The following is a 25,110-nucleotide window of genomic DNA, read 5'->3' as shown; positions in this document are numbered from 1 at the left end:
ACTTGGAAAGAATACTCGAAGTAAATGATCTGCATGTTACATTTACAACTTATGGCGGAACAGTCCAGGCTGTCAGAGGGGTAAATTTTCATTTAGATAAAGGTGAGACCTTAGCGATTGTCGGGGAATCCGGCTGTGGAAAAAGTGTCACCTCCAATGCAATTATGCGGCTGATCCCAAGTCCTCCGGGGAAAATCACACAGGGCTCGATTATTTTTAAAGGACAGAATTTAGCAGCCTATTCCGAGAAAAAAATGCGGTCTATCCGCGGTGTTGATATTTCGATGATTTTTCAGGACCCGATGACAGCGTTGAATCCGACCCTAACCATTGGTACACAGCTGGTGGAAGGACTGAAGGAGCATCGAAAAATTACTGCTGCACAGGCAAAGGAAAAAGCAATCGAGATGATGGAGCTGGTTGGCATTCCAAATCCTGAGGAGCGTTTGAAGCAATATCCGCACCAATTTAGCGGAGGGATGCGTCAACGGATCGTGATTGCGATTGCTCTTATTTGTGATCCGGATTTATTAATTGCCGATGAGCCGACAACGGCACTTGATGTAACGATTCAAGCACAAATACTGGAGTTATTTGCAACGATCCAGAAGCGGACGGGGGTATCGATTATTTTGATTACTCATGACTTAGGTGTCGTTGCCAAGATAGCAGACCGCATTGTTGTCATGTATGCCGGAAAAATTATTGAATCGGGGAGTAAACGGGAAATATTCTATGAATCGAAGCATCCGTACACACAGGGGCTGCTCGATTCTGTTCCCCGATTAGATGAAAAAGGCGAATTAAAACCAATTGTTGGCACACCACCTGATTTATTCTCACCTCCAAAAGGATGTCCGTTTACTGCACGGTGTCCTTTTGCGATGGAGGTGTGTGATAAAGTTTACCCTGCTCCAGAAAAAATCAGCGATACACATTATGTGGATTGCTGGCTGCAAGATGAGCGGGCGAAGCGGCTGTTAGCTGCAAAAACCTTACAAACTTAAAGAGGGGGCAAAACAATGAGTAGGAAACAGCTTTTATGGATTCTCATGGCTTTGTTAACAGCATTTATTCTCGCTGCATGCACAGCGGGAGAGGATGCTGGGGAAGCACCGGAGGATACAGACACAGCAGAAGGGGATAATAGCGGAGAGGAAGATGATGGAGCTGCAGCAGAAACACCAGACTTGGATGGAAAGACATTATATATTAATAATGGTCAGGAACCGACATCTTTTGACCCGTCTGTTGGATTTGATCAGGTATCCTGGGATCCTTTGAATAACCTGATGGAAGGTTTAACGCGTTTAGATGAAAATTCCGAAGCAGCAGAAGGTGTGGCTGAAAGCTGGGATATTTCTGAGGATGGATTAACCTATACTTTCCATTTACGAGAAGATGCTAACTGGTCCAATGGAGATCCGGTAGTAGCGGAAGATTTTGTCTTTGCCTGGAAACACATGCTGGACCCTGATACAGCTTCCCCAGCTGCCTTTTTAGCTTACTATATTGAAGGAGGAGAAGAATATAACAGCGGAGAAGGATCAGCGGATGATGTCAATGTAACAGCTGTTGATGACAAGACGTTGGAAGTTGTCCTAATACAGCCGACAGGATTTTTCTTGGATTTGCTTACCAATCCGGCATTTTTCCCAATTAACCATCAGGTTGCTGAGGAAACACCAGATTGGTATGCTGAAGCAGATACTTTTGTAGCAAATGGCCCATTCATGCTGGAGTCCTGGGAACATGACAGTGAAATGATTTTTGCGAAGAATCCAGAATACTGGGATGCAGATGCAGTTAATTTAGATTATGTACACTTTTCCATGGTAAATAACTCGAATACGCAATATCAAATGTTCCAAACTGGAGAACTGGATACAGCGAGTATTCCTCCAGAAATGTCAGATGAATTAATTGATGGTGACGATGTATTTATTGGTGAATCAGGCGGATTAGAATTTTACCGTTTTAATATTACAGAAGAACCATTTCAAAATAAGAAAATCAGACAGGCAATTTCTTACGCGATTAATCGGGCAGATATTGCAGATTATGTAGTAAAACAGGGCGTTGAGCCGGCCTATGGTTTTGTATCGCCAGGATTTAATACACCAGATGGAAGAGATTTCCGTGAAGAGAACGGCGATTTAGTATCATTTGATCCGGATCTTGCACAGGAGCTGTTAGAAGAAGGAATGCAGGAAGAAGGTTATGATGAGCTGCCACCAATTGTTTTATCCTATAATACGAGTGATACAAACCAGGCTGTAGCAGAAACCATCCAGGATATGCTAAGTGAAAACCTGGGTGTAGATGTGACACTGGAGAATCAAGAGTGGAATGTGTTTGCAGAAGCACAGCAGAACCTGGAATTACAGTTCTCCAGAAGCTCATTTCTCAATGATTATGCTGATCCGGTCAACTTTTTAGAAAGCTTCACCACAGATTCTTATATGAACCGGACTGGTTTTTCAAGTGAAGAATACGATGAGCTGATTCAGAACGGGAAAAGTGAAACAGATGAAGAGCGGCGTTATGAATATTTATATGAAGCAGAAAGAATGCTGGCAGAAGAAATGATTGCGACACCAATCCGTTACTACAATGTAGTAGTTTTGGAGGCGGAGGGTGTAGAGGGAATCCTGCGTCATCCAGTAGGCTATTTTGATCTGAAGTATGCAGATAAGGCAGAGTAAGATAGACGAACAAGATAGGCTCATCTACCAATGGGCCTATCTCTATTTCCAAAATAGGAGGTCACATACATGCTTTCTAACCGCTTAAAGCCTGGAGATACCATTGGGATGATTGCTCCAGCAGGTCCGACAGATAAAGAAAAATTAGAAAAATCATTTGCTTTCTTTGAAAATCTTGGTTTACAGATAAAGCTTGGAGAACATGTATATGATCAATATGGCTATCTGGCAGGCAAAGATACCAATAGGCTGTCAGACTTTCATCAGATGATTGCGGATAGGAGCATAAAAGCAGTTATTTTTGCAAGAGGCGGCTATGGAACAGGACGCATCGTTGATAAAATAGATATGAAATTAATCAAAAGGAATCCTAAAATTATCTGGGGCTACAGCGATATTACATTTTTACATACAGCTATCCGCCAAGCAACAGGCTTAGTTACTTTTCATGGTCCCATGCCGGCGTCGGATATTGCCAAAGCAGATTTTGACCCGCTTTCCGGTCAATTATTTAAGCAGCTGCTGGAGCCGACAAATCTAGTCTATTCTGAAAGTATTTCCCCACTGACCGTTTATCGGCATGGAGAAGCGGAAGGGAAAATCGTTGGAGGAAATCTTTCTCTTCTTGTGCAAACTCTTGGAACTCCCTATGAAATTTGTACAAAGGATAATCTATTATTGATTGAGGATATTGGAGAAGAGCCTTACCGGGTTGATGGAATGATGAATCAGCTGCGTTTATCCGGCAAACTGAAGGACGCTGCAGGAATTATTATCGGCGACTTTGCTGAAGCAGAACCTAAAGTAAATCCAAGTCTAAGCCTGGAAGAGGTTTGGAAGCATTATTTTAGAAATTATAAAAAGCCGGTAATTGCCGGTTTTCGTATCGGTCACTGCTTTCCACATTTCTCAGTTCCTTTAGGAGTAAAAGCAACGTTATCCAGCAGGACGAAGACACTTCAGTTGTCCCCGGGAGTCCGCTGATTTAAGAGGATGTTCAATAAAATTTCTTTTTGAACATAGACTGTAATTCCGATTTAGAAAGGGCTGTTCAACATGAAAATAGTTGATTTAGAACTTTACCATAGCTCGATTCCTTTACACACACCTTTTAAAACAGCATTGCGTACGGTGACCATTGCGGAAAGCGTTTTTGTGAAAATAACCTGCGACAATGGCATCATAGGCTGGGGAGAAGCTCCGCCGACGCATGTGATTACAGGAGATAGTCTGGCGAGTATTCACTATGCAATAAATAAAGTTATCCGTCCAGTATTAACAGGTGCAGATTTAACCTCCAGCGCCAGTGTTTTTACCCGGTTAGAGAAGGCAATTGTCCGTAATACCAGTGCCAAGGCCGCAGTGGATATGGCTTTATATGATTGTTTATCGCAAGCAGCAAATCAGCCCTTGTATCAATATTTAGGAGGGTATCGCTCTCAGCTTGAAAATGATTATACAGTCAGTGTAAATGAAATAGAACAAATGCATAAAGATGCTAAATTATATAAAGAAAAAGGCTTTCGTGTGTTGAAGGTAAAAGTAGGCAAAGACGCAGCTGAAAAAGATATTGAACGCGTTTCTGCTGTTCGTCAGGCTGTGGGAGATGACGTTCTCATCCGTCTAGATGCCAATCAGGGCTGGACAGCAAAAGAGGCTGTTAAAGCCATTATAAGGATGGAAGATCTGGGATTGAATATTGAATTGGTAGAGCAGCCAGTTGCAGCACATGATCTAAAAGGGCTTAAATATATTACCGATCACACAACAACACCGATTATGGCTGATGAGGCAGTGTTCTCCGCTCAGGATGCACGACGTATGTTAGAAATGGGTGCTGCGGATTTAATCAATATTAAATTAATGAAGGCTGGAGGAATTTATCAGGCAATAAAAATCGCAAATCTTTCTCAAATTTTTGGTGTTTCCTGTATGGTTGGAAGCATGATAGAGACAAAGCTGGGGATTACAGCAGCCGCGCATTTCGCAGCCAGTCATCCCGCAGTGACCCGATTTGATTTTGATGCGCCGCTGATGTTGTCAGATGATATTTTAGAAGGCGGCATTCATTATGAAGGAAATGGGAATCAAATCACGTTTTTAAATCAACCCGGACTGGGAATAAAAGCAGTGAAGGAAGCTTATCTGGAAGTAATCAAAAGGGACAGGAGCTGGTAAAATGCAGGAAATGTTTGAGAAGCTGCCGGAGAAGTTCTATGTTACGAATGTGCAGGTGGCAACCATCTGGACCAATCCACAGGCTGCAAGAGCAGAGGATCAGGATGGCATCACAAACCCGACGGATATCTTAAAATGGGTGAACAGCTTAACATATGAACAAGGGCTGGCGTTGTGTAATGAAAATCTGGTGCAGTCGCAAACCTTATATGGAGAGCCGGTTATTGTTTTAGGGGAAGAAGAAGGCTGGGCGCATGTGATTGCGCCGTTTCAGCCGTCTAAAAAAGATGCAAGAGGCTATCCGGGCTATATTCCAATCAGACAACTAACACCGGTTACCAAAGAAGCATGGCTTCAGGATAGATACAGTGTCGTTATCACAGACGATGCCAGGCTGGAAGCTCCGGAAAAAGAAACAAACATGCCATTAAGTTATTTAACTATCCTCCCGTATTCAGGTGAGAGTCATACACATGTATATGTGCAGACACCAGCAGGAAGGCAGCAAATTGTTAAAGAAAAAACAGTCACCGTAGCTAAAGAGACCGGTCTTACACCCGGCAGCGGAACAGATATAGTAAATGCCGGGCTCCCCTTTATTGGATTAGCTTATTTTTGGGGCGGTATGAGCTCCTTTGGCTATGATTGTTCCGGTCTGGCATATGCAGTGCATAAAGCAAATGGTTATTGGATTGCCCGGGATGCAGGAGATCAGGCAGCTGCAGGCAAGGAGGTATCCATTGATGCGATAGAGCCGGGAGATTTGCTTTTCTTTGCTTATCAGGAAGGAAAAGGGGATATCCATCACGTTGGTATCTATAAAGGAGATGGAGAGATGCTGCATTCGCCGCAAACGGGAAAAGGAATTGAAATTACCCCTTTAAAAGCAACCAAATATGAAAAGGAGTTATGTGCAGCCAGAAGGTATTGGAGGTAAGGGAATGGAAGATAAAATACTGGAAGTAAAGAACCTGATTAAATATTTTGATGTCGGAAGAAGTGATATTTTAAAAGCAGTCAATGATGTATCTTTTCATATTTATAAAGGGGAAACCTACGGACTTGTTGGAGAATCCGGCTGCGGAAAATCAACCATTGGCCGCACGATTCTTGGATTATATGATAAAACGGGCGGAGATGTCTGGTTTAATTACGAAAATGTGCATGGATTAAGCGGGAAGGAACAATTTGCGCTTTACCGGAAGATGCAGATGATTTTTCAGGATCCTTATGCTTCTTTAAACCCCCGTTCTACAATCAGAGAAATTATTTCTGAGCCTTTAGAGGTCCATGGTATTTTTAAAAAGAAAAAAGATCTGATGAACCGTGTATATGAGCTCCTGGAAGAGGTCGGGCTGAGCCGGGATCATGTCAATCGCTATCCGCATGAATTCAGCGGCGGACAGCGGCAGCGGATCGGAATTGCCAGAGCACTCGCACTGAATCCAGACTTTATCATTGCCGATGAGCCTATTTCTGCGTTGGATGTTTCCGTGCAGGCACAGGTAGTGAATCTGATGAAGCGGCTGCAGAAGGAAAAAGGATTGACATTTTTATTTATTGCGCATGATTTATCGATGGTGAAGCAATTTTCAGATCGGATTGGCGTGATGTATTTAGGAAATCTGGTAGAGGAGACAAACGGAGAAACGCTCTATGAAAACCCGCTGCATCCATATACAAAAGCGCTTCTATCAGCCATCCCCATTCCGGATCCGGATATAGAGGAAAAAAGAGAGCGGATTATTTTAGAGGGAGAATTACCAAGTCCAATAAACCCGCCATCCGGCTGTGTATTCAGAACAAGATGCCCGATGGCGATGGAAATATGCAAAGACGTGAAGCCTGTATGGCAGGAGATCGAACCTGGACACCGTGTTGCCTGCCACCTCTATGATAAGAAATATCAAGACAGTCCGACAACTGGACCACAGCGGACGAAGGAAGTTCTTGAACAGGAAATACAGCCGTAAATTACGTGCTCAAAAAGTGCCTTAGGGCAATATGATTTTTACAAACGGGCTTCTCGCGTATTGTGGTGATTTCTGTGTTGTCTACAACGCGAAAGGTCTTAACAAAAGTTCCCCTATGCTTTTAAATACGTGAGTAACGCTTTTGGATGGACCGAGTATTCCAGCCCGGGTTCCGTCGGAAAAATCGTATTAACTAAAGAATTCGCTGGTTATTAATAGTGGATTTTTTGAACATTTTCTTAAAACAGAAAACCATAGAAGCCCCTATGAAAAAGAGAGCTTCTATGGTTTTTTACATGCTCCTCGATTTTTTCTTAAGATAAGGTCTATTTTGCCAATGAAATGTATAGATTTAATAGTAGGCATGCTAGATAAGCAATTTGTAAGTTTTGAGAAAAGGAGGAGAACTGTGCAGAACAAAAAGTATAAACCGTACAACGCAAAATTTCATAAGAGAATGAAGCAGTTGAAGCAGAAAAACAAATTATCGAACCAGCCACTGCGGAAAATTGTCCCTTTTTCTAATCGAAAATCACTGTATTATAAACATCAGCGCCCATCTCCTTGGAAGCAGATAGTCATCGGTGTTTTTATGGTTATGATCACTTTTATTCTTGCTGTTCCAACAATTATTGTCCAAATTTCTAAGGCAGATAATCACATTAGAACTGGTGCAGAGATTGTAGAAAATGATACAGAAAATCTGGAAGAGGAAAACGGGGCAGAAGAGGCGATGGCAGGTAATGAAGCGGTAGAAGTCGGGGCTTCTCCATTCAATGTCTCTGTCATGCGTGTGAGTAATGAAGAGGTGGAAAATGTTCCAGTAGAGCAATATGTAGCTGGTGTGGTTTCCTCAGAGATGCCGGCAGAGTTTGAAATAGAGGCATTGAAAGCTCAGGCAGTTGCTGCCAGAACATTTACAGTCAACTTTTTATTAAATGGTGAGAAAAGTGATAATTATGATTTAACCGATACGACACAGCATCAAGTATATAAAAGTGAACAAGAACTTCAGGAACAGTGGGGAACGGAATATCAAGAAAAAATGAACAAAATCAATCAAGCGGTAAAAGAAACAGAAGGGCAGATTATTACTTACAATCAAGCTCCAATTACTGCGTCCTTCTTCTCAACAAGTAATGGCTATACAGAAAATTCGGAGGATTATTGGGAAGGGGAGGTTGCCTACTTGCGCAGTGTAGAGAGCCCATGGGATGAAGCATCACCAGAATTTTCTGAGCAAACAACGATGCCTGTAGCAGAAGTTTCTGAAGCGCTGGAAATTCCGCTTCAGGATGATAAGGCAATTCCGATGGAAATTAGCCATACAGACAGCGGCAGGGTAGCAGAAATAACCGTGGCAGGAAATGCTTTTACTGGTCCGGAATTCCGCGATAAATTGGCCCTTAGATCAAGCGACTTTACCATTGAACAGAATGGGAAACATCTGATTTTTACGACCCGGGGGTATGGACACGGCGTTGGCATGAGCCAGTACGGAGCAAATGGCATGGCAGCAGAAGGGAAAAGCTACGAAGAAATTATTCACCACTACTATACAGATGTGGAAATCAGTCAAATAAGCGACATAGCACCAACCCTCGTTTCTAACTGAAACGGGGGTTTTTTATGCGGAACGTAATGGTTATATTGTAAAGGTTCAACAGCAAAATCAGTAATTGATCTGATTAATTACGCTGCTAAATGCAGTATAATTCGGGGATAGATTACGAGTGCGGCCAAAGTTTCACAATGACCGCTGAAAAGCTCTTTTCTCTATCTTTATACATATAAATGGAGCTCATATCTGATCTACCAAAACTTCTATAAGAAACTACTTATTATGAAAATCAAAAATTTTTTTCATAGTCATGTATATAATTCTCTTTTTCTGCTCACAATGGTTGCAGAGGTGATGAAAATGAAAGAGGAATTCAAAGGCCCAAAAAATAAATGGAGCCAAATTTTCCGCAAGAAATGGTTTTTCCCAGCATTGTATTTAAGTATCGCAGCTGTTTTATTAGCGTCCGTCATTTGGTATCAAAATGCAGGATCTGATGTTTCAGAGCCGGCTGATCAAAGAGATACAGAGGATCACTATCTTCCAGTAATGAATGATGAAGATGCTGTTCCGGTAGTTGATCAGCAGGAATTGGTAGGAATGCCGCTTGAAAACACAGATGAAGCAGAAATCGTAACTAAATTTTTTGATTACAACGCAGAGCAAGAAGACAGGGAAAATGCACTTGTACTTTACAACAATCGCTACTATCAAAGTACAGGAGTAGACATTGCAGCAGCAGATGCAGAAACATTTGATGTCCTGGCTTCCATCAGTGGAACAGTAGAAGAAGTGAAAGAAGATCCGTTACTGGGCAACGTAGTTGTTTTGTCTCATGGTGAAGACCTGAAAACGTATTATGCTAGTCTTGAAGATGTAGCTGTTACAGTCAGTGATCAGGTTGCACAAGGAGATAAGCTGGGAACAGCAGGTAAAAATCTGTTTGGTAAAGATAATGGAACACACTTGCATTTTGAAATCCGCAAAGAGGGCAAAGAAGTAAATCCTGAAAGCTACTTTGAGCAGCCGGTATCCAGCATTTCTGTAGAGGAAAGTGCGGCTGAGGATGAGGCGGTAAGTGATGAACCAACTTCATCAGACGAGGTTGTAGAGCCTGAAGAAGATGCAGAAGACACAGAAGATATGGAACAAGAAGAAGTACCAAGTGAAGATGAAGAAATAGATCAAGACATTGATGTTGAGTTAGACGATACAGAAGAATAATAGAAACCTGCTTGGGAAAACCAAACAATCTGGTGATGAATCATACATTGCCAGATTTTTTTGGTTGCACTTTTAGAAGGATAAAGAATCTAAGGAAAAAAAGTATAAGCGCAACTTGGCAATCGCCGAAAGGCTTGGAGAATGCCAAGTTTTCTTTATAAAAATACATCTTGTCCCTTTGATTATTTGTACAAATCTTAAGCATAAAGAAACACTTTTTTTAATATGATGATAATACAAACCATGCAATCGAACTGTCTGAGGTGAAAAGACCTGTGATTAAGAAGTATCCTTCATCTTAAAGTGGAACTCTTTACTTTTATAGAGAATGTTCAAAAAGTCCAATAAAAATGACTTGGCGGGAAAAGGAACTTCTACTACGAAAGCCGACATTGTGTGGACAATGTAGAAGTCGTCACATCCCGCGAAATCACATTGCCTTAAACTTGCTGGACCTTTTTGAACACACACTTATATAACAATGACTACATAAAAAATAGTCGATCGCTTATTTATAAGTCCTGTCCCAAAACATACACCCTGTCCAAACGACACCTCGGAATTACAACTTAGGGGGGCGAACGGTGTGCATGATTACATCAAAGAAAGGACAATTAAAATAGGGAGGCATGTTGTAGAAACAAGAAAAACAGTCCGAACCATTGCAAAGGAATTTGGCGTATCAAAAAGTACTGTCCATAAAGATTTGACAGAAAGACTGCCTGAAATTAATCCCAAACTGGCATTGGAAGTAAAGGAAATATTAGAGTATCACAAGGCAATCCGCCATTTGCGCGGAGGAGAGGCAACAAGAAAAAAATATAAAACGAAGGAGCCTGAAGAGTCATTAAAGGAAACAAAAATCACACAAAAATTTCTATCTTCTCCGAATAGATCCAAGGCATAAAGGGAAGGATATGATGCGAAAGCAATCCGATTTTAATAGAAAATGGGGTTGCTTTTTTTTTTTTTTTTGCCAATAAAAACCAGTCCACACTTTAAAATTACTAAATAAATCAACGATGTTGGCATTAATATGAATTCAGTAAAGATTTTATCTAGATGAAATTATCAAATAATTTATTGACTGAACGATTGTTAGGTAATATAATGATCTAACAATCGTTAGGTGGTGATGAATTGCAAAAAAAATTAATTGATGCAGCGCTGAAACAGTATGCTTTACATGGGTATCATGGTGCAACAATGAGGAAAATAGCTAAAGAGGTGGGAATTAAGCCGGCATCCATTTATTTTTTCTATAAGAATAAAGAAGATTTATTTACGGTGGCATTTAAGCAGTTTTTGGACAATCATTTTAATAAAATGAAGAGCATTTTGAATGAGAAAAGAGATGAGCCAGTTCAGGACATTTTTTCTGCTATGTTTGAAGGAATTTCAGATCACCATCGGAGAGATATGCAGGGAACAGATGCTTATATTTCGTTAGTTACTTCTCCGATACCTAAAATTTCACAGTATTTATATGATCATATGCAGCGATACAATGACTGGCTGGTTGAATCATTAGATTCGATCCTGGTAAATAGTTATCCAGAGATGCCGGCAGGAGAAATTAACCGAATCATCAAGCAATTTGTTTTGATTGGTAATGGTGTCTTTTGGGGGATTAAATTATATGATGGGACGGACTTTGAGGAGCAGGTTATACTTGCCGGTCAATTGATGCATTCATTACTAGATGAATTACATCAGAAATATGTGTAGATAGTGAATTTCTTTAAATAAGTTAATATAACAAATTGGCTGAACCAATGGGATATTTTGAAAAGTATATTTCTTTTCTGAAAGCTACTTTCCCCATACAGAACAGCATGAAAAAACATAGGAGGAATGAAAAATGGGGAATAAAACTAATATTGGAGATGACTACTCATTGTCCAGAGTGCCATTGTCGGCAAGACAGTCTCTTTGGAGTATCACGATTATTAGAGTAGGGGCATTAGCAACAATTTCCCAATTTATTTTAGGTGCTTCTTTAGGATATGGGATGACGTTTTGGCAGGCTTTTTGGGCAACCATGCTTGGAAGTGTCATTTTACAAGTTATCAGCTTCCTTTTAGGATATGCGGGTGCCAGGGAAGGTCTTTCAACCAGCTTACTTTCGCGATGGACAGGATTTGGGCGGTATGGATCAAGCATTATTGGAGGTGTGATTGCCATTTCCTGTATCGGCTGGTTTGGAGTTCAAAACTCTGTATTTGCTGATGGCTTGGTGCAGGCAACAGGAGGAAAACTGCCTCATGCAGTTGCTGCAACGATTACAGGTCTAAGTGTTACAGTTTTGGTGATATTTGGATTTAAACTATTAAGTATCACGGCTTCCATTACTGTACCTTTGTTTTTATTAGCAATGGCTGTCGGGGTGTATTATGTATTTAGTGAATATTCCATTAGTGGACTATTTTCTGCTGCTCCGGCTGGAGACCCTTTGACAATGGGGGCAGCGGCCACGATGGTTGCAGGAGGGTTTATTATTGGTGCGGTAATTACGCCCGATTTTACCCGATTTGCTAAAAGCGGGCGAGATGTATTCTGGATGGCTACGATTGGTGTTCTAATTGGGGAACTTGGAATTAATATGATTGCTGTATTAATGGCATTGGCTGCCAGAACAAATGATGTTGTGAGTATCATGGTACAAGCTTCCGGGTGGCTTGGAGCAATCGTTGTTGTTTTGTCTACAGTTAAAATTAATAATCTGAATCTTTATTCTTCTTCTCTTGGTTTTACAAATATTTTTGATTCTGTATTTAAAATAAAGTTAAATCGCGGGAAGGTTACTTTAGTGATTGGTGTGATTGGGACGGTGCTTTCCGTTTTGGGGATGCTGGATTATTTTGTTGATTTTCTTGTATTCCTGGGTGTCCTTGTTCCTCCAATTGCGGGGATTATGGTTGTTGAGTATTTTATTTTAAAAACACATCGGAAAAGTCTGGATCAAACAAGGAAAGAAGGGACCTTGCCAGCACATGTTGAAAAAATGCACCCTGTTACACTGATTGCTTGGGCGGCAGGATTTGCGGCAGGTTATCTGATTACAATTGGTATCCCTTCAATCAACTCTTTGCTGGTTAGTGGCATTGTCTACTATGTCGGCTCATTAATTTTTCGGAAGAAAAAGTAATGAGAAATGAAAACATATCTTTTTTGAAAAAGTGGAGGCTTGAAAAATGAGAAAAATAGGTAAACAGGAAATTGAAGATATTGCTGTTGGCGCAGCATTACTTGGAACAGGAGGGGGCGGTGACCCTTATATTGGAAAGTTGATGGCACTGCAAGCGATTGAAGAGAATGGTCCGGTGACTTTATTGGATATAGATGAAGTTCCAGAGGAGGCTTTGGTTGTTCCTTCGTCTATGATGGGAGCACCTACTGTAATGCTTGAGAAAGTTCCCAGCGGTGAAGAAGCCATTGAAGTTTTCAGTAAGCTGGAAGAGTTTCTTGGAGAAGAAATTTATGCAACATTTCCAATTGAAGCCGGTGGAGTAAACTCCATGCTTCCATTTGCGCTTGCTGCAAGAAGGGGGCTGCCTGTTATCGATGCAGATGGGATGGGAAGAGCATTTCCAGAGCTGCAAATGGTAACTTTTTATTTAGATGGCATTTCAGCGACACCAGCAGTAATTGGTGATGAAAAAGGGAACACAGCTCTTTTATCAACAATTGATAATGTTTGGACAGAGCGTATTGCACGTGCATCTGCTATCCAAATGGGTGGATCTGTCATGAATGCGATGTATTCGATGACAGGGAAAAATCTTAAGGAAAGCGGTATTGCCGGTATTTTAAAGCTGGAAGAAGAAATCGGTAAAACAATTCGCCTTGCAAAGGATAATAATGTCAATGCGATTCAGGAAGTATTGAAAACGGTAGGCGGGTTTGAATTATTTCATGGAAAAGTAACAGATATTAATCGGAAAACCGAAACAGGCTTTGCAAGAGGAACAGCATCCTTTGAAGGTATCGGCGATTATAAGAATGAAACACTTCAGCTTCGTTTCCAGAATGAACACCTGCTTGCGCAAACGGATAAGCGTCTGCTTTGTGTCACTCCAGATTTGATTGCAGTACTTGACGCAGAAACAGGGCTGCCAATTACAACAGAAGGAATTCGTTATGGCTCAAGATGTATTGTTATTGGTATACCATGCCATGAAAAATGGAGAACAGAAAAAGGAATTGAAACAGTCGGACCCAAATATTTTGGATATGATGTGGATTATACACCAGTGGAAGAATTAGTTCGTAAAGGAGAGACAGAGTAATGCGTACGTATCGTATTGGAATCGATGTTGGCGGCACACATACAGATGCAGTTTTGCTGGATCGGGATAATAAAGTAATTTCTGAAACAAAATCATCAACAACAGAGGACGTGGCAACAGGAATTTATACTGCTATGCATGAAATAATTACAAAAGCGAACATTTCCCGCGAGGATATCCGTTATGCCATGCTTGGTACGACTCACTGTACCAATGCTATCGTGGAAAGAAAAGGATTAAATAAAGTTGCAGCTGTTCGAATTGGTGCTCCTGCGACTTTGGCAGTAAAACCGCTTGTTGGTGTACCGGATGATCTTCGTGAAGCACTTGGAAAACATGTGTATCTTGTCCGTGGAGGGCATGAATTTGATGGCAGAGAAATAGTAGATTTAGATGAAAAACACTTGTATAAAATTGCTGAAGAAATAAAAGGAGAAGTAGACTCCATTGCGATTACTTCTGTCTTCTCACCTGTATCTTCAGATCACGAGGAGAGAGCAAAAGAAATATTCCAAGAGGTATTAGGAAAAGATATTGCGATTTCTTTATCTGCTGAAATAGGTTCGGTAGGTTTATTGGAGAGAGAAAATGCAACGATTCTCAATGCCTCGGTAATTCGTGTAGCAAAGACAGCGGCAGATGGATTTATTAATGCATTAAAAAACGAAAAAATTGATGCAAAAGTATTTTTTGGACAAAATGACGGTACATTAATGTCAGTGGATTACGCAGTTCGTTATCCGATATTTACAGTTGCTTGTGGTCCGACAAATTCATTACGAGGTGCTTCTTATTTAGGAGACTTATCCGATGCAATTGTCGTGGATGTTGGCGGTACAACATCAGATGTAGGTGTATTGATTAATTCCTTTCCGCGTGAATCTTCTTTAGAAGTAGAAATAGGAGGAGCAAGGACGAATTTTCGGATGCCTGATTTAGTTTCAATCGGGCTCGGTGGAGGAACAATAATCCGGGTAAAAGAAACTGGAGAATTCACCATTGGTCCAGACAGCGTTGGTTATCGTTTACCTGAAAAAGCCTTGATTTTTGGCGGGGATACACTGACAACAACCGATGTGGCTGTAGCTCTGGGTAAGGTCGAGCTTGGTGATGCGTCAAAGGTTGCTCACCTGGATAAAGTACTGCTGAATAAGATCTATGAAAAAATGGTCGAGCTTGTAGAAGAAGCTGTTGATAAAATGAAAACAACAGCAGAGCCGATTCCAGTTATCCTTGTCGGCGGGGGAAGCATTTTGTTACCAAAGGAATTAAAAGGAGCTTCAGAGGTTATCCTTCCAGAACATTCTGGTGTTGCCAATGCAATTGGTTCTGCGATTTCACAAGTCAGTGGACAGGTGGAACGAATTTATTTACTGGATGAAGTAGGTAGAGAAAACGCACTGGAATCTGCCAAGTCAGAGGCGAAATCAGAAGCTGTTCATGCAGGTGCAGATCCAGAAAGTCTTGTGATCGTCGATGTAGAAGATGTCCCTCTGGCTTATTTACCGGGAAATGCAACACGAGTAAGAGTAAAAGCTGCTGGAGAACTAAAGAGAAACGTAAAGTAGGAAATACACATAATAGGAAAACAGAGAAGAAATCGGGGCGGGTTTACCCCGATTTTTTCTTTGATTGATATTAAGTGGTAAAAATCATTGGCATCCAGTCATATACATGAACAATCCAAAAAGAAATCAGCTTACACTTTATTTCAGCTAATCTCATCTGCATTTTATCATCATTTTTAATTAAAAAATAAAAAAATCTTATTTTCATACAGTTAATTACCGTATTTTGTGGTAAAATAGTATACTAGTAGCATTTTGTCTTAGGACGGTGCAAGATAGTAACGCTAGGGGGATTTAGATTCATGTTTTCCAGAGATATTGGGATTGATCTTGGTACCGCAAATGTATTGATACATGTAAAAGGTAAAGGAATAGTTTTAAATGAACCATCTGTCGTTGCCATGGATCGGAATACGAACCGTGTGCTGGAGGTTGGAGAGGAAGCCCGCCGTATGGTTGGACGTACACCGGGTAATATAGAGGCATTACGCCCGTTAAAGGACGGCGTTATCGCTGATTTTGATGTGACTGAAGCAATGTTAAGATATTTTATAAATAAAATTAACGTTAAAGGTGTTTTATCGAAGCCAAGAATGCTGATTTGTTGCCCGACAAACATTACAAAAGTGGAGCAAAAAGCAATTAAAGAAGCAGCAGAAAAATCTGGCGGGAAGCGCGTATACTTAGAAGAAGAGCCGAAAGTAGCTGCCGTTGGTGCCGGAATGGATATTTATCAGCCGAGTGGAAATATGGTTGTTGATATCGGTGGCGGTACGACAGATGTAGCTGTATTGTCAATGGGCGGTATAGTAACCTCTCAGTCCATAAAAATGGCTGGAGATAAATTTGATTGGGATATTCTTCAATATATTAAAAAACAATATAAACTGCTTATCGGGGAACGTACTGCAGAAAATATTAAAATAAATGTAGCTACGGTATTCCCTGGCTCACGTAAAGAGTCCATGGATATCAGAGGCCGTGATATGGTATCCGGGTTGCCAAGAACAATAACGGTTGAATCAGAGGAAATTCAGCAGGCATTAATGGAATCTGTGGCACTTATTGTTCAAGCTGCCAAACAGGTTCTTGAGCACACCCCCCCAGAGCTGTCAGCAGATATTATCGACAGAGGTGTTATTCTAACTGGCGGTGGTGCACTGTTACACGGAATTGATCAATTATTAGCAGAAGAGTTAAAGGTTCCTATCTTTATTGCGGAAGATCCAATGGATTGTGTAGCTAAAGGAACAGGAATCATGCTTGAAAATATTGATAAGCTTGAAAAACGGAGTATAAACTAAATCATTAGGATGCTGGCAGAATGACTACCTTTCTTGATACTGCCAGCTCTAATCTTTGGGTAGTTCTATGACGGAGGAGGAAGCTTTGTGTTAAGAGGGTTATATACAGCAGCAAGTGGTATGATAACACAGCAGCGCCAGCAGGAAGCATTGTCCAATAATATTGCCAATGCAAATACTCCAGGATATAAGGCCGATCAAACAGCAATTCGTGCTTTTCCGGAATTATTGATTCAACAAAGCGGTCATGTAAATACGATTCCGACAACGCAAGGAGGATTCAATATTCCTTTATCCCGTCAATTAGGCGGGATGAATACAGGCGTATATGTTCAGGAAACCATTCCCGACTTTGCCCAGGGAGATATCGTTGAATCTGGATTGCCGACAGATGTTGCGATTCATCAAAGAGAGGTCCCTGATGAAAATGGTGCAGTTTTTTTCATGGTTCAAAATGAGGATGGAGATGTTCGCTATACCCGGAACGGAAATTTTACGATTGATGCAGATGGTTATCTTGTGACGAATCAAGGGTATTATGTTTTAGATGAAGATAGTAATAATATTCAAACAGACGGAACCATTGAGCATATCACACCGGAAGGAGTCATCCCGACAGCAGGCGGAGAGGTTACGCTAGGTATACAGTATGTAGCTGATGTGAATGCGTTGGTAAAAGAAGGAAATGATCTTTTTCAAGGGGATGCAGAGGCTGTACCGGCAGATGTTGAATATGCTTTGCAGCAGGGCGCATTAGAGCAGTCGAATGTAAATACTGCTCAAGCAATGTCGGATATGATGAACGCTTACCGGTTATTTGAGAGTAATCAGCGTGTTTTACGGGTGTATGATGAGAGCCTTGGAAAAGCTGTTACAGAAGTCGGGCGATTAGGTTAAGGAGGAATCTGACATGTCACGTATTATGAATCAGGCAGCAGTAACAATGAATCAAATCCAGAGCAAGCTTGATGTCATCGGGAATAATATTTCCAATACCAATACCGCTGGGTATAAAAGCAGACAGGTGGAGTTTTCTTCCTTACTAAGCCAACAAATAAATAATTTAAATGCTCCAGAAAATGCAGAAGGCAGATTGACCCCGGACGGCATTCGTGTCGGAGCAGGGGCGGGCTTAGGTGCCATTCATTTAAACCCGCTGCAAGGAAGTATGATGGAGACAGGTCGTGCATTAGATGCTGCGTTAACGGAAGAGAATATATTTTTTCAAGTGAACCGGATCGAAAATGGACAGGAAGAAACGGTCTATACAAGGGACGGCTCTTTTTTCCTTTCCCCAGTTGCGGGAGACATGCTTGCCTTGACAACTTCCGATGGTCACCCTATTATCGGACAAGAGGGACCGATTGAAATTCAAGATGGATTTGATGCCATTGAATGGAATGATCGAGGTCAATTAATTGTAACAAGAGGCGATGAACAGGCGGCAGAAGCTGAGTTGGCCATTGTTGAAGCTGTACGGCCAAGTGCTTTGGAAGCGGAAGGAGATAATTTCTTCGCAGTCGCAGCAGAAGCGGATATGGATGAAATTATTCAGGCATATGCCGGGGAAGATGCTGTGATTAACCCGCAGGCATTGGAGCAATCAAATGTAGACTTGTCACAGGCAATGACTGATATGCTTGCAGCACAACGACTCTACCAATTTAATTCACGATCCATTACCATGGGTGATCAGATGCTTGGATTAGTAAATACCATCCGTTCTTAAATTTTATCTATTGCTAATGCTTTATCAGCAGAAGCAGATAGAGGCTATATATCGTTAGAGTTCAAGAAGTATGCTTTATTTTATCAAGCTTTTTTGGACAGCCACTTGTAAGGAGTTACAGAAATGACGAAAAATCCATCTTTGCAAAATTCCTCACACAAAGCTGAGCATGAATCAGCAACTGATGAGGGACAAGCAGTACAACAAGAAATTTCCAGAAAGACGGAAAAGCTAGCCAAACAGAGGCATAAACGCAAGCGAAAATTGAGCAGACCACGACTACGTATTTTTCCAATCTGGCTACGTATTATTGTTGTCTCGATATTTGCTGCAGCCGCCTTTATTATTGGGTTAATGATTGGGTTTGCCGTGCTTGGCGATGGTTCTCCGTTAGATGTTCTGCGTTTAGAAACGTGGCAGCATATTGTCGATATTGTAAATAAAGTTGATTAAAACATATTCGATGATGGACGAATATGTTTTTGCTGCTTTTTAAGTACGTACTTTTAAGATATTATAAAAATATACATAAAAGAGGATGTTCAAAAAGGAGTCGAAAAAATCATGGATATTCAACAAATTAAAGAAGTGCTTCCACATCGTTATCCGTTTTTATTAGTAGATCAAGTGAAGGAAATAGAAGAGGGAAAGAAAGTTACTGCCATTAAAAATGTAACAGCAAACGAGCCCTTTTTTCCCGGTCATTTTCCTGATTATCCGGTTATGCCGGGTGTTCTTATTGTAGAAGCCCTTGCACAAACAGGTGCTATTGCTGTTTTAGGTATTGAAGAAAATAAAGGCAAAATTGGCTTTTTAGCAGGAGTAGATAAATGTCGCTTCAAACGTCAAGTAAAGCCGGGAGATCAGCTGGAGCTGGTAGTTGAGATTATTCGTATGAAGGGACCCATCGGCAAAGGGAAAGGTGTAGCAACAGTAAATGGCGAAGTTGCATGCGAGGCAGAAATCACATTTGCGATAAAATAAAAATGCGATAAATTTCCTGAATGAATATGAATAAAAAATGTATGATTCCTCTTTTCTGGGTTAACCTAATTTCGAGCAATAGGTTAATTTAGAAGGGAGGAATTTTTGATGAAAAAGGTATTATTAAAAGTTGGTGCTTCTGCCTTAGCTCTTACATTGATGACCGGATGTGGTACAACAAATGATGATGGGCCGGTAGATGATAACCCGACCATTGATCATGAGGAAAGAGAAGATGAATTTAATGAAAGAAACAATGATCCGATGGATGAAAATAACTTCGATGAGAGAGAAGAAGTCCCACGTAACAACGGCTAGTCATCCCTAAAGTAAGAAAGAAGAAGGCAATGACTTCCACTCATCCATTACCTTCTTCTTGTTTTTTCGCTTAAAAGAAAATGCTATGCCATGATAGTGCTTAATAGACATATTCCTTACTTTCACTAACATCATCTGCGGTAAGTCCAGATAATACATGAACACGTAAAATATAACCGACCAGCTTTTGCTCTTCATTCACAACAGCTAAAGGAAAACTGGATTCCAGTGCCTTTGGAATTAAATCATTGATATATTCTTCTTCAGTTACAACGGTAATATCTTCCCGTATCAGGTCGCTTAACGGTTTATTCTCTTTAATTCCCTGAATCGCATCATCAATGGTCACAATTCCTTGAAGACGTCTCGACCTGTCAACAACAAACACACTGGAAATCCCGTTCTCACGCATCTCCTTTACAGCCACATTTAAACCATCCTTGATAGAAACAAGCGCATTTGGCTTTGTCATGATATGACTCGCCTGAAATACTTTTGAACGGTCAATATCTTTAATAAACTCAGAAATATAATCATTGGCGGGACTTGCAATAATCTCTTCCGGGGTTCCGACCTGTTCTACATGCCCATCTTTCATTACAGCTACACGGTCGCCAATACGAAAAGCTTCATTCACATCATGTGTAATAAAGATAATCGTTTTTTGCAGCCGTTCCTGAATGTCTAACAGCTCAAGCTGCATTTCCCGGCGAATTAAAGGGTCAAGTGCACTGAAAGGCTCGTCCATTAATAAAATATCTGGATCATTGGTGAGTGCGCGGGCTAAGCCGACACGCTGCTGCATTCCACCGGATAATTCATCTGGATATTTATCCTCATAGCCTTTTAGGCCAACCGTTTCAATATTCTGCATCGCAATTTCCCGGCGTTTTTCTTTTGGTACATTTCGAATTTCCAGACCGTACTCCACATTTGCCAAAATAGTCCGGTGGCTGAATAAACCAAAATGCTGGAAAACCATCGCAATTTTTTCTTGCCGTACTTTTTTTAATTCGTCCCGACTGCACTTGGTAATATCCTGCCCATCCAGGAAAATAGAGCCGTCCGTCGGTTTATTTAATAAATTAAAGCAGCGAATTAATGTGGATTTCCCGCTCCCTGAAAGTCCCATAATAACGAAAACCTCGCCCTTGTGAATATCAAAGGTAGCATTATAAACACCGACTGTATGATTGGTTTTCTTTAAAATTTCTTCCTTAGACAATCCCTTTTTAACCAGAGGAATAGCGGATTTTGGTTTGGAACCAAATATTTTTGATACATTTTGCACTTGAATTTGTACGGTCATTATTGATTACCTCCACGACGTTGTACTTTTTCAGCGATTCCATTGGTGATACGGTCAATAATAATCGCTAAGAATACGATACTGATACCAGCTTCAAAACCAAGAGCAATATCAATCCGGTTAATCGATACCAGCACTTGCTCTCCGAGACCGGAAGCTCCAACCATCGATGCGATAACAACCATAGCCAATGCCATCATGGTAGTCTGGTTAACCCCGGCCATAATAGTCGGCAATGCTTGCGGTAGCTGAACTTTTGACAGAGTTTGCCATCTGGAAGAGCCGAAAGAATGTGCTGACTCAACAACCTCTTTATCAACACCCCGGATAGCTAAGTCTGTTAAACGGATAACCGGCGGCAATGAATAGATCAATGTTGCAAAAATAGCAGAAACATTCCCTAAGCCAAAGAAGAAAATAGCTGGAATTAAATAAACAAAACTGGGCATTGTCTGCATAGCGTCAAGAATAGGGCGCAATATCATCGAAACCCATTTATTAAAGGCCATCGCCACACCAAGCGGAATCCCGATGATTAAGCAAATAATAACTGCTGTTAAAATAATGGAAATCGTAATCATCATTTCTTCCCAAAGTCCAAAGGTTCCGATGAGGAATATAAATATGCCATATAATACACCGGAGAAAAGCGATTTAAAATACCAGCCAAGTAAGAAGATGATAATAATAAACAGCCACCATGGAATAATCATCAGAAAATCCGTCAATCCGTTGATAGATCTGGATGTTATAAAAAATATGAAATCAAATAGAGCTGACAGGTTATCGGCAAGAAAGCTGACAAAATCATCAATATACTTTCCTGCTTCGAAACTAATATCTGGAAAACTAATCATAAGCATTATAGCTGCAAAAAAAGCAGTATGTACCTCTCCTTCTGTAATATATTTTGTTTACGTGCTGGCAGCATGTCTGACGGTAACCTCAGAGCTGATTAATCAGGAAATGACAGCTGCTCATGTTGAAAAACAAGAAGCAGCTAGCCTGATGGCAAGCTACTCCATGGTTTTTATATGAAATTATTCAAGCGAGTCAAGTACATCCTGGGCGATATCTTCTGGAAGCCAGGCGCTCCAAATGTCTTTATGCTCCTGCATCCACCATAAAGCAGCTTCTTCAGTAGACGCCCCACTTTCTTCCATGTACTCCAATGCTTCTTCTGTTAATACACTGCTCGTTTCATATTGCTCTAAGAATTCCACAACCTCGGGAGCCTGTTCAGGAAAATCTGCATGTACGGAAATAACCACATCATTTGGCGGGAATTCTGTCCCTCTTGACTCTTCCCAGACTGCTTCGTCATAAGGTGCTTCTTCCAATAAAATTAAATCATATTGCGCTGTAATTGCAGTAGGTGACCAATAATAGCCAACCCAGCCTTCTCCAGCTTCATAGGCACGGGCTAAATCGGTAATAATAGCTGAATCAGAGCCCGGACTGAAGTTGTTAAATTCCTCACCCAGTCCATAAAAATCAAATTTTTGATTGATTGCTTCCTCTACAGCCCATCCGCTGGGAGCATTAATCAAACGACCTTTTCCAAGATCTTCAGGATCTTCAAATACTTCTGGATAATTTTTTAAATCTTCCACCGTTTGTAAATCTGGTGCGAGAGGTTCGATTCCTCTATCCGGGTCACCTTCAATTACATACGCTGGAACGTAAATTCCTTGATCATTATCATCAAAGTTAACAGACAGGGTTTCGATATCTCCCGATTCAATTGCATCTTCATAAGATTCTCGGATATTATCTGTCCATACTTCCATGTATACATGGATATCCCCATCACGCAATCCTTGAAAGGTAGCTGGTGTGGAGCCAGTTGTAATATCTGTATCATATCCATATCCTTCCTCAAGGATTTTTGCTGCAATATGATTGTGTACATTGATGCTGTCCCAGCCGGCATCAGCAAAAATAATGGTATCGATTTCTCCATCTGACGAGTCGCCGCAAGCAGCTAAAACAAGAATACATGCAGCTATCAAAGTAATTAATAATTTTTTCATTGTTTTCCGTCTCCTTCTTATTTTGACAATTTTCAGGTATATATGTTGATAAGAATGAAGCAAACTAAAATTTAGAAAAATGTACAGTAATAAAATTAAGCTTATTAATCGTGAATGGAGTGAGGATGAATGCAGTTATATAGAAGTTAGCCAGGATTCGATTCTTAATTATACCTTATACGGATCAAAATAAACAAAGCGCTTAAAAGTGTATAAATGTGCATATTTCTATGTATAGCAGAGATAAAATAGGTTTAGGTGTATTTTTCTTTATAATTGTCGGGAATACTCTAAAATACGTTCCCTTTGTCAAAGAGAGTGAAAAAATCTGTCGAATATGATCGAAATGATAGAGAAATAGAATCATTTAAAGGGGAGGGCAATATACTTCTTTGAAAATACGATCCATTCTTTAATGAAATGAAACTTGCGCCTGACGCAGCATGATAAGATACATTTGAATCAAGTTATTGCTGTTTCCCAATCGACCAAGATGAGGTTTGCGAGGGTATTTTAAAAGGGATATACTAAATTTTAGGAAGCAATGTACAATAAGGCGGTTACATAATGGAAGGCTATTCTCATTTTGCAGGTGGATCAATAGATAGACCTGAAGACTTAGGCGAAAATACAGCGTTGGGTTATTACAGACCGATAACAAAACAGCTAATATATAAAGTAAGCGAAGAAAGAAAACGTCTTACTTTATTCATTATCTTAATGAAAAGAGGTGCAAATGACTTTAAAAAATGTTACACAGGCAGCAGTCGCCAGTTCAAATTATTTTCATCGATGAAGGCGCTTTTGAAACAAATTGTATGTCACTTTCGTACTACATAAAGAAATAAAAGGCATAAAAAACGAGCGCTATATAAATTGAACTTTCTCGTATCATTATAGCAATGAGTAAGTCAGGATTATATGCAGCAACTGACGGCGATTCTTTCGGGGACTGGTCTAAGTATGCCCCCGATGAAAACCTTTGGAGTGGCAGCTCAGCTTTGAATACATCATTCAATTTATATAGTAAGATCTGGATAAAATATGGAAGGGGAAAATACACAACCATGAAAAAAAGTATTGGAGCAATGGGATTGATTTTTATGCTGCTTGTGTTAGCAGCATGCACAGGTGAAAATAGTGAATCCGCTCAAGAAAATGAAGAGGTAGGAGTGATTTCTGTACAAACAGATGAGGTAGAAGAAGGGAATTTAACCCGGGAAAGAACCTTTAACGCCCGGCTTGAACCCTCGCAAATGACCCCGATTATGATAGAGCAGCCTTTAGAAGTAGACACATTAGAAGTAAATGTTGGAGATACGGTAGAAGAAAATGACACCGTTGCTACATTGACTTTTGATGGCAATACGCAATCTGTGGATGCACCTGAAGCAGGTGAAGTCATTCAAATTCAGACGACGGAAGGAGATAACATTGATCCGGAAGAGCCTTTTATGCTGCTTGCTGATACGGATCAATGGAGGGCAACAGGCAGTGTGCCAGAAGGTGTATTAAGATTATTGAATATGGATGATGAACTGACAGTAACAGCAGGCGGCGAAGAAAGGACGGCAACGGTTACCAATATGAACTGGGTTCCTGACGATACAGGGCTATATTCTGTTACTTTAACCTTTGAAGCGGGAGATGCATCCTTTGTTTCTGGATCTGTTGCTAAAGTTATTGTAAACGAAACGGTTGAATCAGATACGCTGATCGTGCCGACAGAAACGATTGTAGAAAATGAAGGAGAATCCTTTGTATTTGTTGTAACTGCAGATGAGACGGTAGAACAGCGCGAAATTGCTGTCATTACAATGCAGTCGCAGCAAACAGCAATAGAGGGCGATCTCGAAGCAGGGGAAGAAATCGTGATAACAGGACAATCCGGATTAGAAGATGGCGATGCTGTCGAAGTAGTGAAAGGGGAATAGA

Annotated in this window: 24 protein-coding genes; 21 read left to right on the top strand and 3 right to left on the bottom strand. The window is 40.6% G+C overall.

Annotation, left to right across the window (positions count from 1 at the left end):
• Positions 1-2 precede the first annotated feature (2 nt).
• The 19 genes from FLK20_RS12155 (at position 3) to FLK20_RS12065 (ending at position 19,833) form a co-directional block, all read left to right on the top strand.
• Entirely contained in the window at positions 3-1,007 is a 1,005-nt protein-coding gene (locus tag FLK20_RS12155) for an ABC transporter ATP-binding protein (protein WP_152656848.1), read from the top strand.
• 15 nt (positions 1,008-1,022) lie between these two features.
• A complete protein-coding gene (locus FLK20_RS12150; protein ID WP_152656847.1) occupies positions 1,023-2,705 on the top strand; it encodes a peptide ABC transporter substrate-binding protein in 1,683 nt (560 codons plus the stop codon).
• Between the two features lie 69 nt (positions 2,706-2,774).
• On the top strand, positions 2,775-3,689 hold the full coding sequence (locus tag FLK20_RS12145; RefSeq protein WP_152656846.1) for a S66 peptidase family protein: 915 nt from the start codon (positions 2,775-2,777) through the stop codon (positions 3,687-3,689).
• Positions 3,690-3,761: 72 nt separating this feature from the next.
• Positions 3,762-4,883, top strand: coding sequence for a mandelate racemase/muconate lactonizing enzyme family protein (locus FLK20_RS12140; RefSeq protein WP_152656845.1), 1,122 nt, complete (start codon positions 3,762-3,764; stop codon positions 4,881-4,883).
• A 1-nt stretch (position 4,884) separates the two neighbouring features.
• Positions 4,885-5,820, top strand: coding sequence for a C40 family peptidase (locus tag FLK20_RS12135; RefSeq protein WP_152656844.1), 936 nt, complete (start codon positions 4,885-4,887; stop codon positions 5,818-5,820).
• 4 nt (positions 5,821-5,824) lie between these two features.
• Positions 5,825-6,856 carry an ABC transporter ATP-binding protein gene (locus FLK20_RS12130; protein WP_152656843.1) on the top strand — a complete coding sequence of 344 codons (1,032 nt, stop codon included), beginning with the start codon at positions 5,825-5,827 and terminating at the stop codon, positions 6,854-6,856.
• Positions 6,857-7,265: 409 nt separating this feature from the next.
• Positions 7,266-8,471, top strand: a complete 1,206-nt coding sequence (gene spoIID, locus FLK20_RS12125) for a stage II sporulation protein D (RefSeq protein WP_227995023.1) — start codon at positions 7,266-7,268, stop codon at positions 8,469-8,471.
• 306 nt (positions 8,472-8,777) lie between these two features.
• Entirely contained in the window at positions 8,778-9,641 is an 864-nt protein-coding gene (gene spoIIQ / locus FLK20_RS12120; RefSeq protein ID WP_152656842.1) for a stage II sporulation protein SpoIIQ, read from the top strand.
• 586 nt (positions 9,642-10,227) lie between these two features.
• The gene (gene spoIIID, locus FLK20_RS12115) at positions 10,228-10,548 is read left to right on the top strand and encodes a sporulation transcriptional regulator SpoIIID (RefSeq protein WP_152656841.1); all 321 of its coding nucleotides are present in this window, start codon (positions 10,228-10,230) and stop codon (positions 10,546-10,548) included.
• A gap of 233 nt (positions 10,549-10,781) precedes the next feature.
• Entirely contained in the window at positions 10,782-11,369 is a 588-nt protein-coding gene (locus tag FLK20_RS12110; RefSeq protein WP_152656840.1) for a TetR/AcrR family transcriptional regulator, read from the top strand.
• A gap of 133 nt (positions 11,370-11,502) precedes the next feature.
• Positions 11,503-12,789, top strand: coding sequence for a purine-cytosine permease family protein (locus FLK20_RS12105; RefSeq protein ID WP_152656839.1), 1,287 nt, complete (start codon positions 11,503-11,505; stop codon positions 12,787-12,789).
• A 46-nt stretch (positions 12,790-12,835) separates the two neighbouring features.
• Positions 12,836-13,930: an S-methyl thiohydantoin desulfurase family protein gene (locus FLK20_RS12100; protein ID WP_152656838.1), complete on the top strand. Its 1,095-nt coding sequence runs from the start codon at positions 12,836-12,838 to the stop codon at positions 13,928-13,930.
• On the top strand, positions 13,930-15,498 hold the full coding sequence (locus FLK20_RS12095; RefSeq protein WP_152656837.1) for a hydantoinase/oxoprolinase N-terminal domain-containing protein: 1,569 nt from the start codon (positions 13,930-13,932) through the stop codon (positions 15,496-15,498). The genes FLK20_RS12100 and FLK20_RS12095 overlap by 1 nt, the downstream gene beginning before the upstream one ends.
• 302 nt (positions 15,499-15,800) lie before the next feature.
• Positions 15,801-16,802, top strand: a complete 1,002-nt coding sequence (gene mreB, locus FLK20_RS12090) for a rod shape-determining protein (protein WP_152656836.1) — start codon at positions 15,801-15,803, stop codon at positions 16,800-16,802.
• 87 nt (positions 16,803-16,889) lie between these two features.
• Positions 16,890-17,699, top strand: a complete 810-nt coding sequence (locus tag FLK20_RS12085) for a flagellar hook-basal body protein (protein WP_152656835.1) — start codon at positions 16,890-16,892, stop codon at positions 17,697-17,699.
• Positions 17,700-17,712: 13 nt separating this feature from the next.
• The gene (locus FLK20_RS12080) at positions 17,713-18,531 is read left to right on the top strand and encodes a flagellar hook-basal body protein (protein WP_152656834.1); all 819 of its coding nucleotides are present in this window, start codon (positions 17,713-17,715) and stop codon (positions 18,529-18,531) included.
• 123 nt (positions 18,532-18,654) lie between these two features.
• Entirely contained in the window at positions 18,655-18,984 is a 330-nt protein-coding gene (locus tag FLK20_RS12075) for a DNA-directed RNA polymerase subunit beta (RefSeq protein WP_152656833.1), read from the top strand.
• 108 nt (positions 18,985-19,092) lie between these two features.
• Positions 19,093-19,515: a 3-hydroxyacyl-ACP dehydratase FabZ gene (fabZ, locus tag FLK20_RS12070; protein ID WP_152656832.1), complete on the top strand. Its 423-nt coding sequence runs from the start codon at positions 19,093-19,095 to the stop codon at positions 19,513-19,515.
• A gap of 108 nt (positions 19,516-19,623) precedes the next feature.
• A complete protein-coding gene (locus tag FLK20_RS12065) occupies positions 19,624-19,833 on the top strand; it encodes a hypothetical protein (protein ID WP_152656831.1) in 210 nt (69 codons plus the stop codon).
• 100 nt (positions 19,834-19,933) lie between these two features.
• Here FLK20_RS12065 and FLK20_RS12060 read toward each other — a convergent pair whose 3' ends face one another.
• From FLK20_RS12060 to FLK20_RS12050, 3 genes are all read right to left on the bottom strand, one after another.
• On the bottom strand, positions 19,934-21,142 hold the full coding sequence (locus FLK20_RS12060; RefSeq protein ID WP_152656830.1) for a quaternary amine ABC transporter ATP-binding protein: 1,209 nt from the start codon (positions 21,140-21,142) through the stop codon (positions 19,934-19,936).
• Positions 21,142-21,999, bottom strand: coding sequence for an ABC transporter permease (locus tag FLK20_RS12055; RefSeq protein WP_152656829.1), 858 nt, complete (start codon positions 21,997-21,999; stop codon positions 21,142-21,144). Before FLK20_RS12055 ends, FLK20_RS12060 begins: the two co-directional genes overlap by 1 nt.
• Before the next feature lie 183 nt (positions 22,000-22,182).
• Complete coding sequence (locus FLK20_RS12050) at positions 22,183-23,175, bottom strand: ABC transporter substrate-binding protein (protein ID WP_152656828.1); 993 nt, start codon at positions 23,173-23,175, stop codon at positions 22,183-22,185.
• A 567-nt stretch (positions 23,176-23,742) separates the two neighbouring features.
• On the opposite strand from FLK20_RS12050, the gene FLK20_RS12045 reads away from it, so the two are divergent.
• A complete protein-coding gene (locus FLK20_RS12045) occupies positions 23,743-24,015 on the top strand; it encodes a hypothetical protein (RefSeq protein WP_152656827.1) in 273 nt (90 codons plus the stop codon).
• A 227-nt stretch (positions 24,016-24,242) separates the two neighbouring features.
• The gene (locus FLK20_RS12040) at positions 24,243-25,109 is read left to right on the top strand and encodes an efflux RND transporter periplasmic adaptor subunit (protein WP_194165613.1); all 867 of its coding nucleotides are present in this window, start codon (positions 24,243-24,245) and stop codon (positions 25,107-25,109) included.
• Position 25,110: the final 1 nt, after the last annotated feature.

It is taken from the genome of Oceanobacillus sp. CFH 90083 (assembly GCF_009389585.1).
GTDB lineage: Bacteria > Bacillota > Bacilli > Bacillales > Amphibacillaceae > Oceanobacillus.
The sequence above is the reverse complement of the archived record's forward strand: the minus strand, read 5'-3'. Positions and strand labels throughout refer to the sequence as shown.

Bases quoted from the DNA above. Each gene is read 5' to 3' on its own strand.
- FLK20_RS12045 (WP_152656827.1), top strand. From the start codon at position 23,743: ATGGAAGGCTATTCTCATTTTGCAGGTGGATCAATAGATAGACCTGAA.
- FLK20_RS12095 (WP_152656837.1), top strand. From the start codon at position 13,930: ATGCGTACGTATCGTATTGGAATCGATGTTGGCGGCACACATACAGAT.
- spoIIQ (WP_152656842.1), top strand. From the start codon at position 8,778: ATGAAAGAGGAATTCAAAGGCCCAAAAAATAAATGGAGCCAAATTTTC.
- mreB (WP_152656836.1), top strand. From the start codon at position 15,801: ATGTTTTCCAGAGATATTGGGATTGATCTTGGTACCGCAAATGTATTG.
- FLK20_RS12040 (WP_194165613.1), top strand. From the start codon at position 24,243: ATGAAAAAAAGTATTGGAGCAATGGGATTGATTTTTATGCTGCTTGTG.
- FLK20_RS12140 (WP_152656845.1), top strand. From the start codon at position 3,762: ATGAAAATAGTTGATTTAGAACTTTACCATAGCTCGATTCCTTTACAC.
- FLK20_RS12065 (WP_152656831.1), top strand. From the start codon at position 19,624: ATGAAAAAGGTATTATTAAAAGTTGGTGCTTCTGCCTTAGCTCTTACA.
- FLK20_RS12145 (WP_152656846.1), top strand. From the start codon at position 2,775: ATGCTTTCTAACCGCTTAAAGCCTGGAGATACCATTGGGATGATTGCT.
- FLK20_RS12055 (WP_152656829.1), bottom strand. From the start codon at position 21,999: ATGATTAGTTTTCCAGATATTAGTTTCGAAGCAGGAAAGTATATTGAT.
- FLK20_RS12080 (WP_152656834.1), top strand. From the start codon at position 17,713: ATGTCACGTATTATGAATCAGGCAGCAGTAACAATGAATCAAATCCAG.
- FLK20_RS12050 (WP_152656828.1), bottom strand. From the start codon at position 23,175: ATGAAAAAATTATTAATTACTTTGATAGCTGCATGTATTCTTGTTTTA.
- FLK20_RS12130 (WP_152656843.1), top strand. From the start codon at position 5,825: ATGGAAGATAAAATACTGGAAGTAAAGAACCTGATTAAATATTTTGAT.
- FLK20_RS12100 (WP_152656838.1), top strand. From the start codon at position 12,836: ATGAGAAAAATAGGTAAACAGGAAATTGAAGATATTGCTGTTGGCGCA.
- FLK20_RS12075 (WP_152656833.1), top strand. From the start codon at position 18,655: ATGACGAAAAATCCATCTTTGCAAAATTCCTCACACAAAGCTGAGCAT.
- FLK20_RS12135 (WP_152656844.1), top strand. From the start codon at position 4,885: ATGCAGGAAATGTTTGAGAAGCTGCCGGAGAAGTTCTATGTTACGAAT.
- FLK20_RS12105 (WP_152656839.1), top strand. From the start codon at position 11,503: ATGGGGAATAAAACTAATATTGGAGATGACTACTCATTGTCCAGAGTG.
- FLK20_RS12150 (WP_152656847.1), top strand. From the start codon at position 1,023: ATGAGTAGGAAACAGCTTTTATGGATTCTCATGGCTTTGTTAACAGCA.
- FLK20_RS12060 (WP_152656830.1), bottom strand. From the start codon at position 21,142: ATGACCGTACAAATTCAAGTGCAAAATGTATCAAAAATATTTGGTTCC.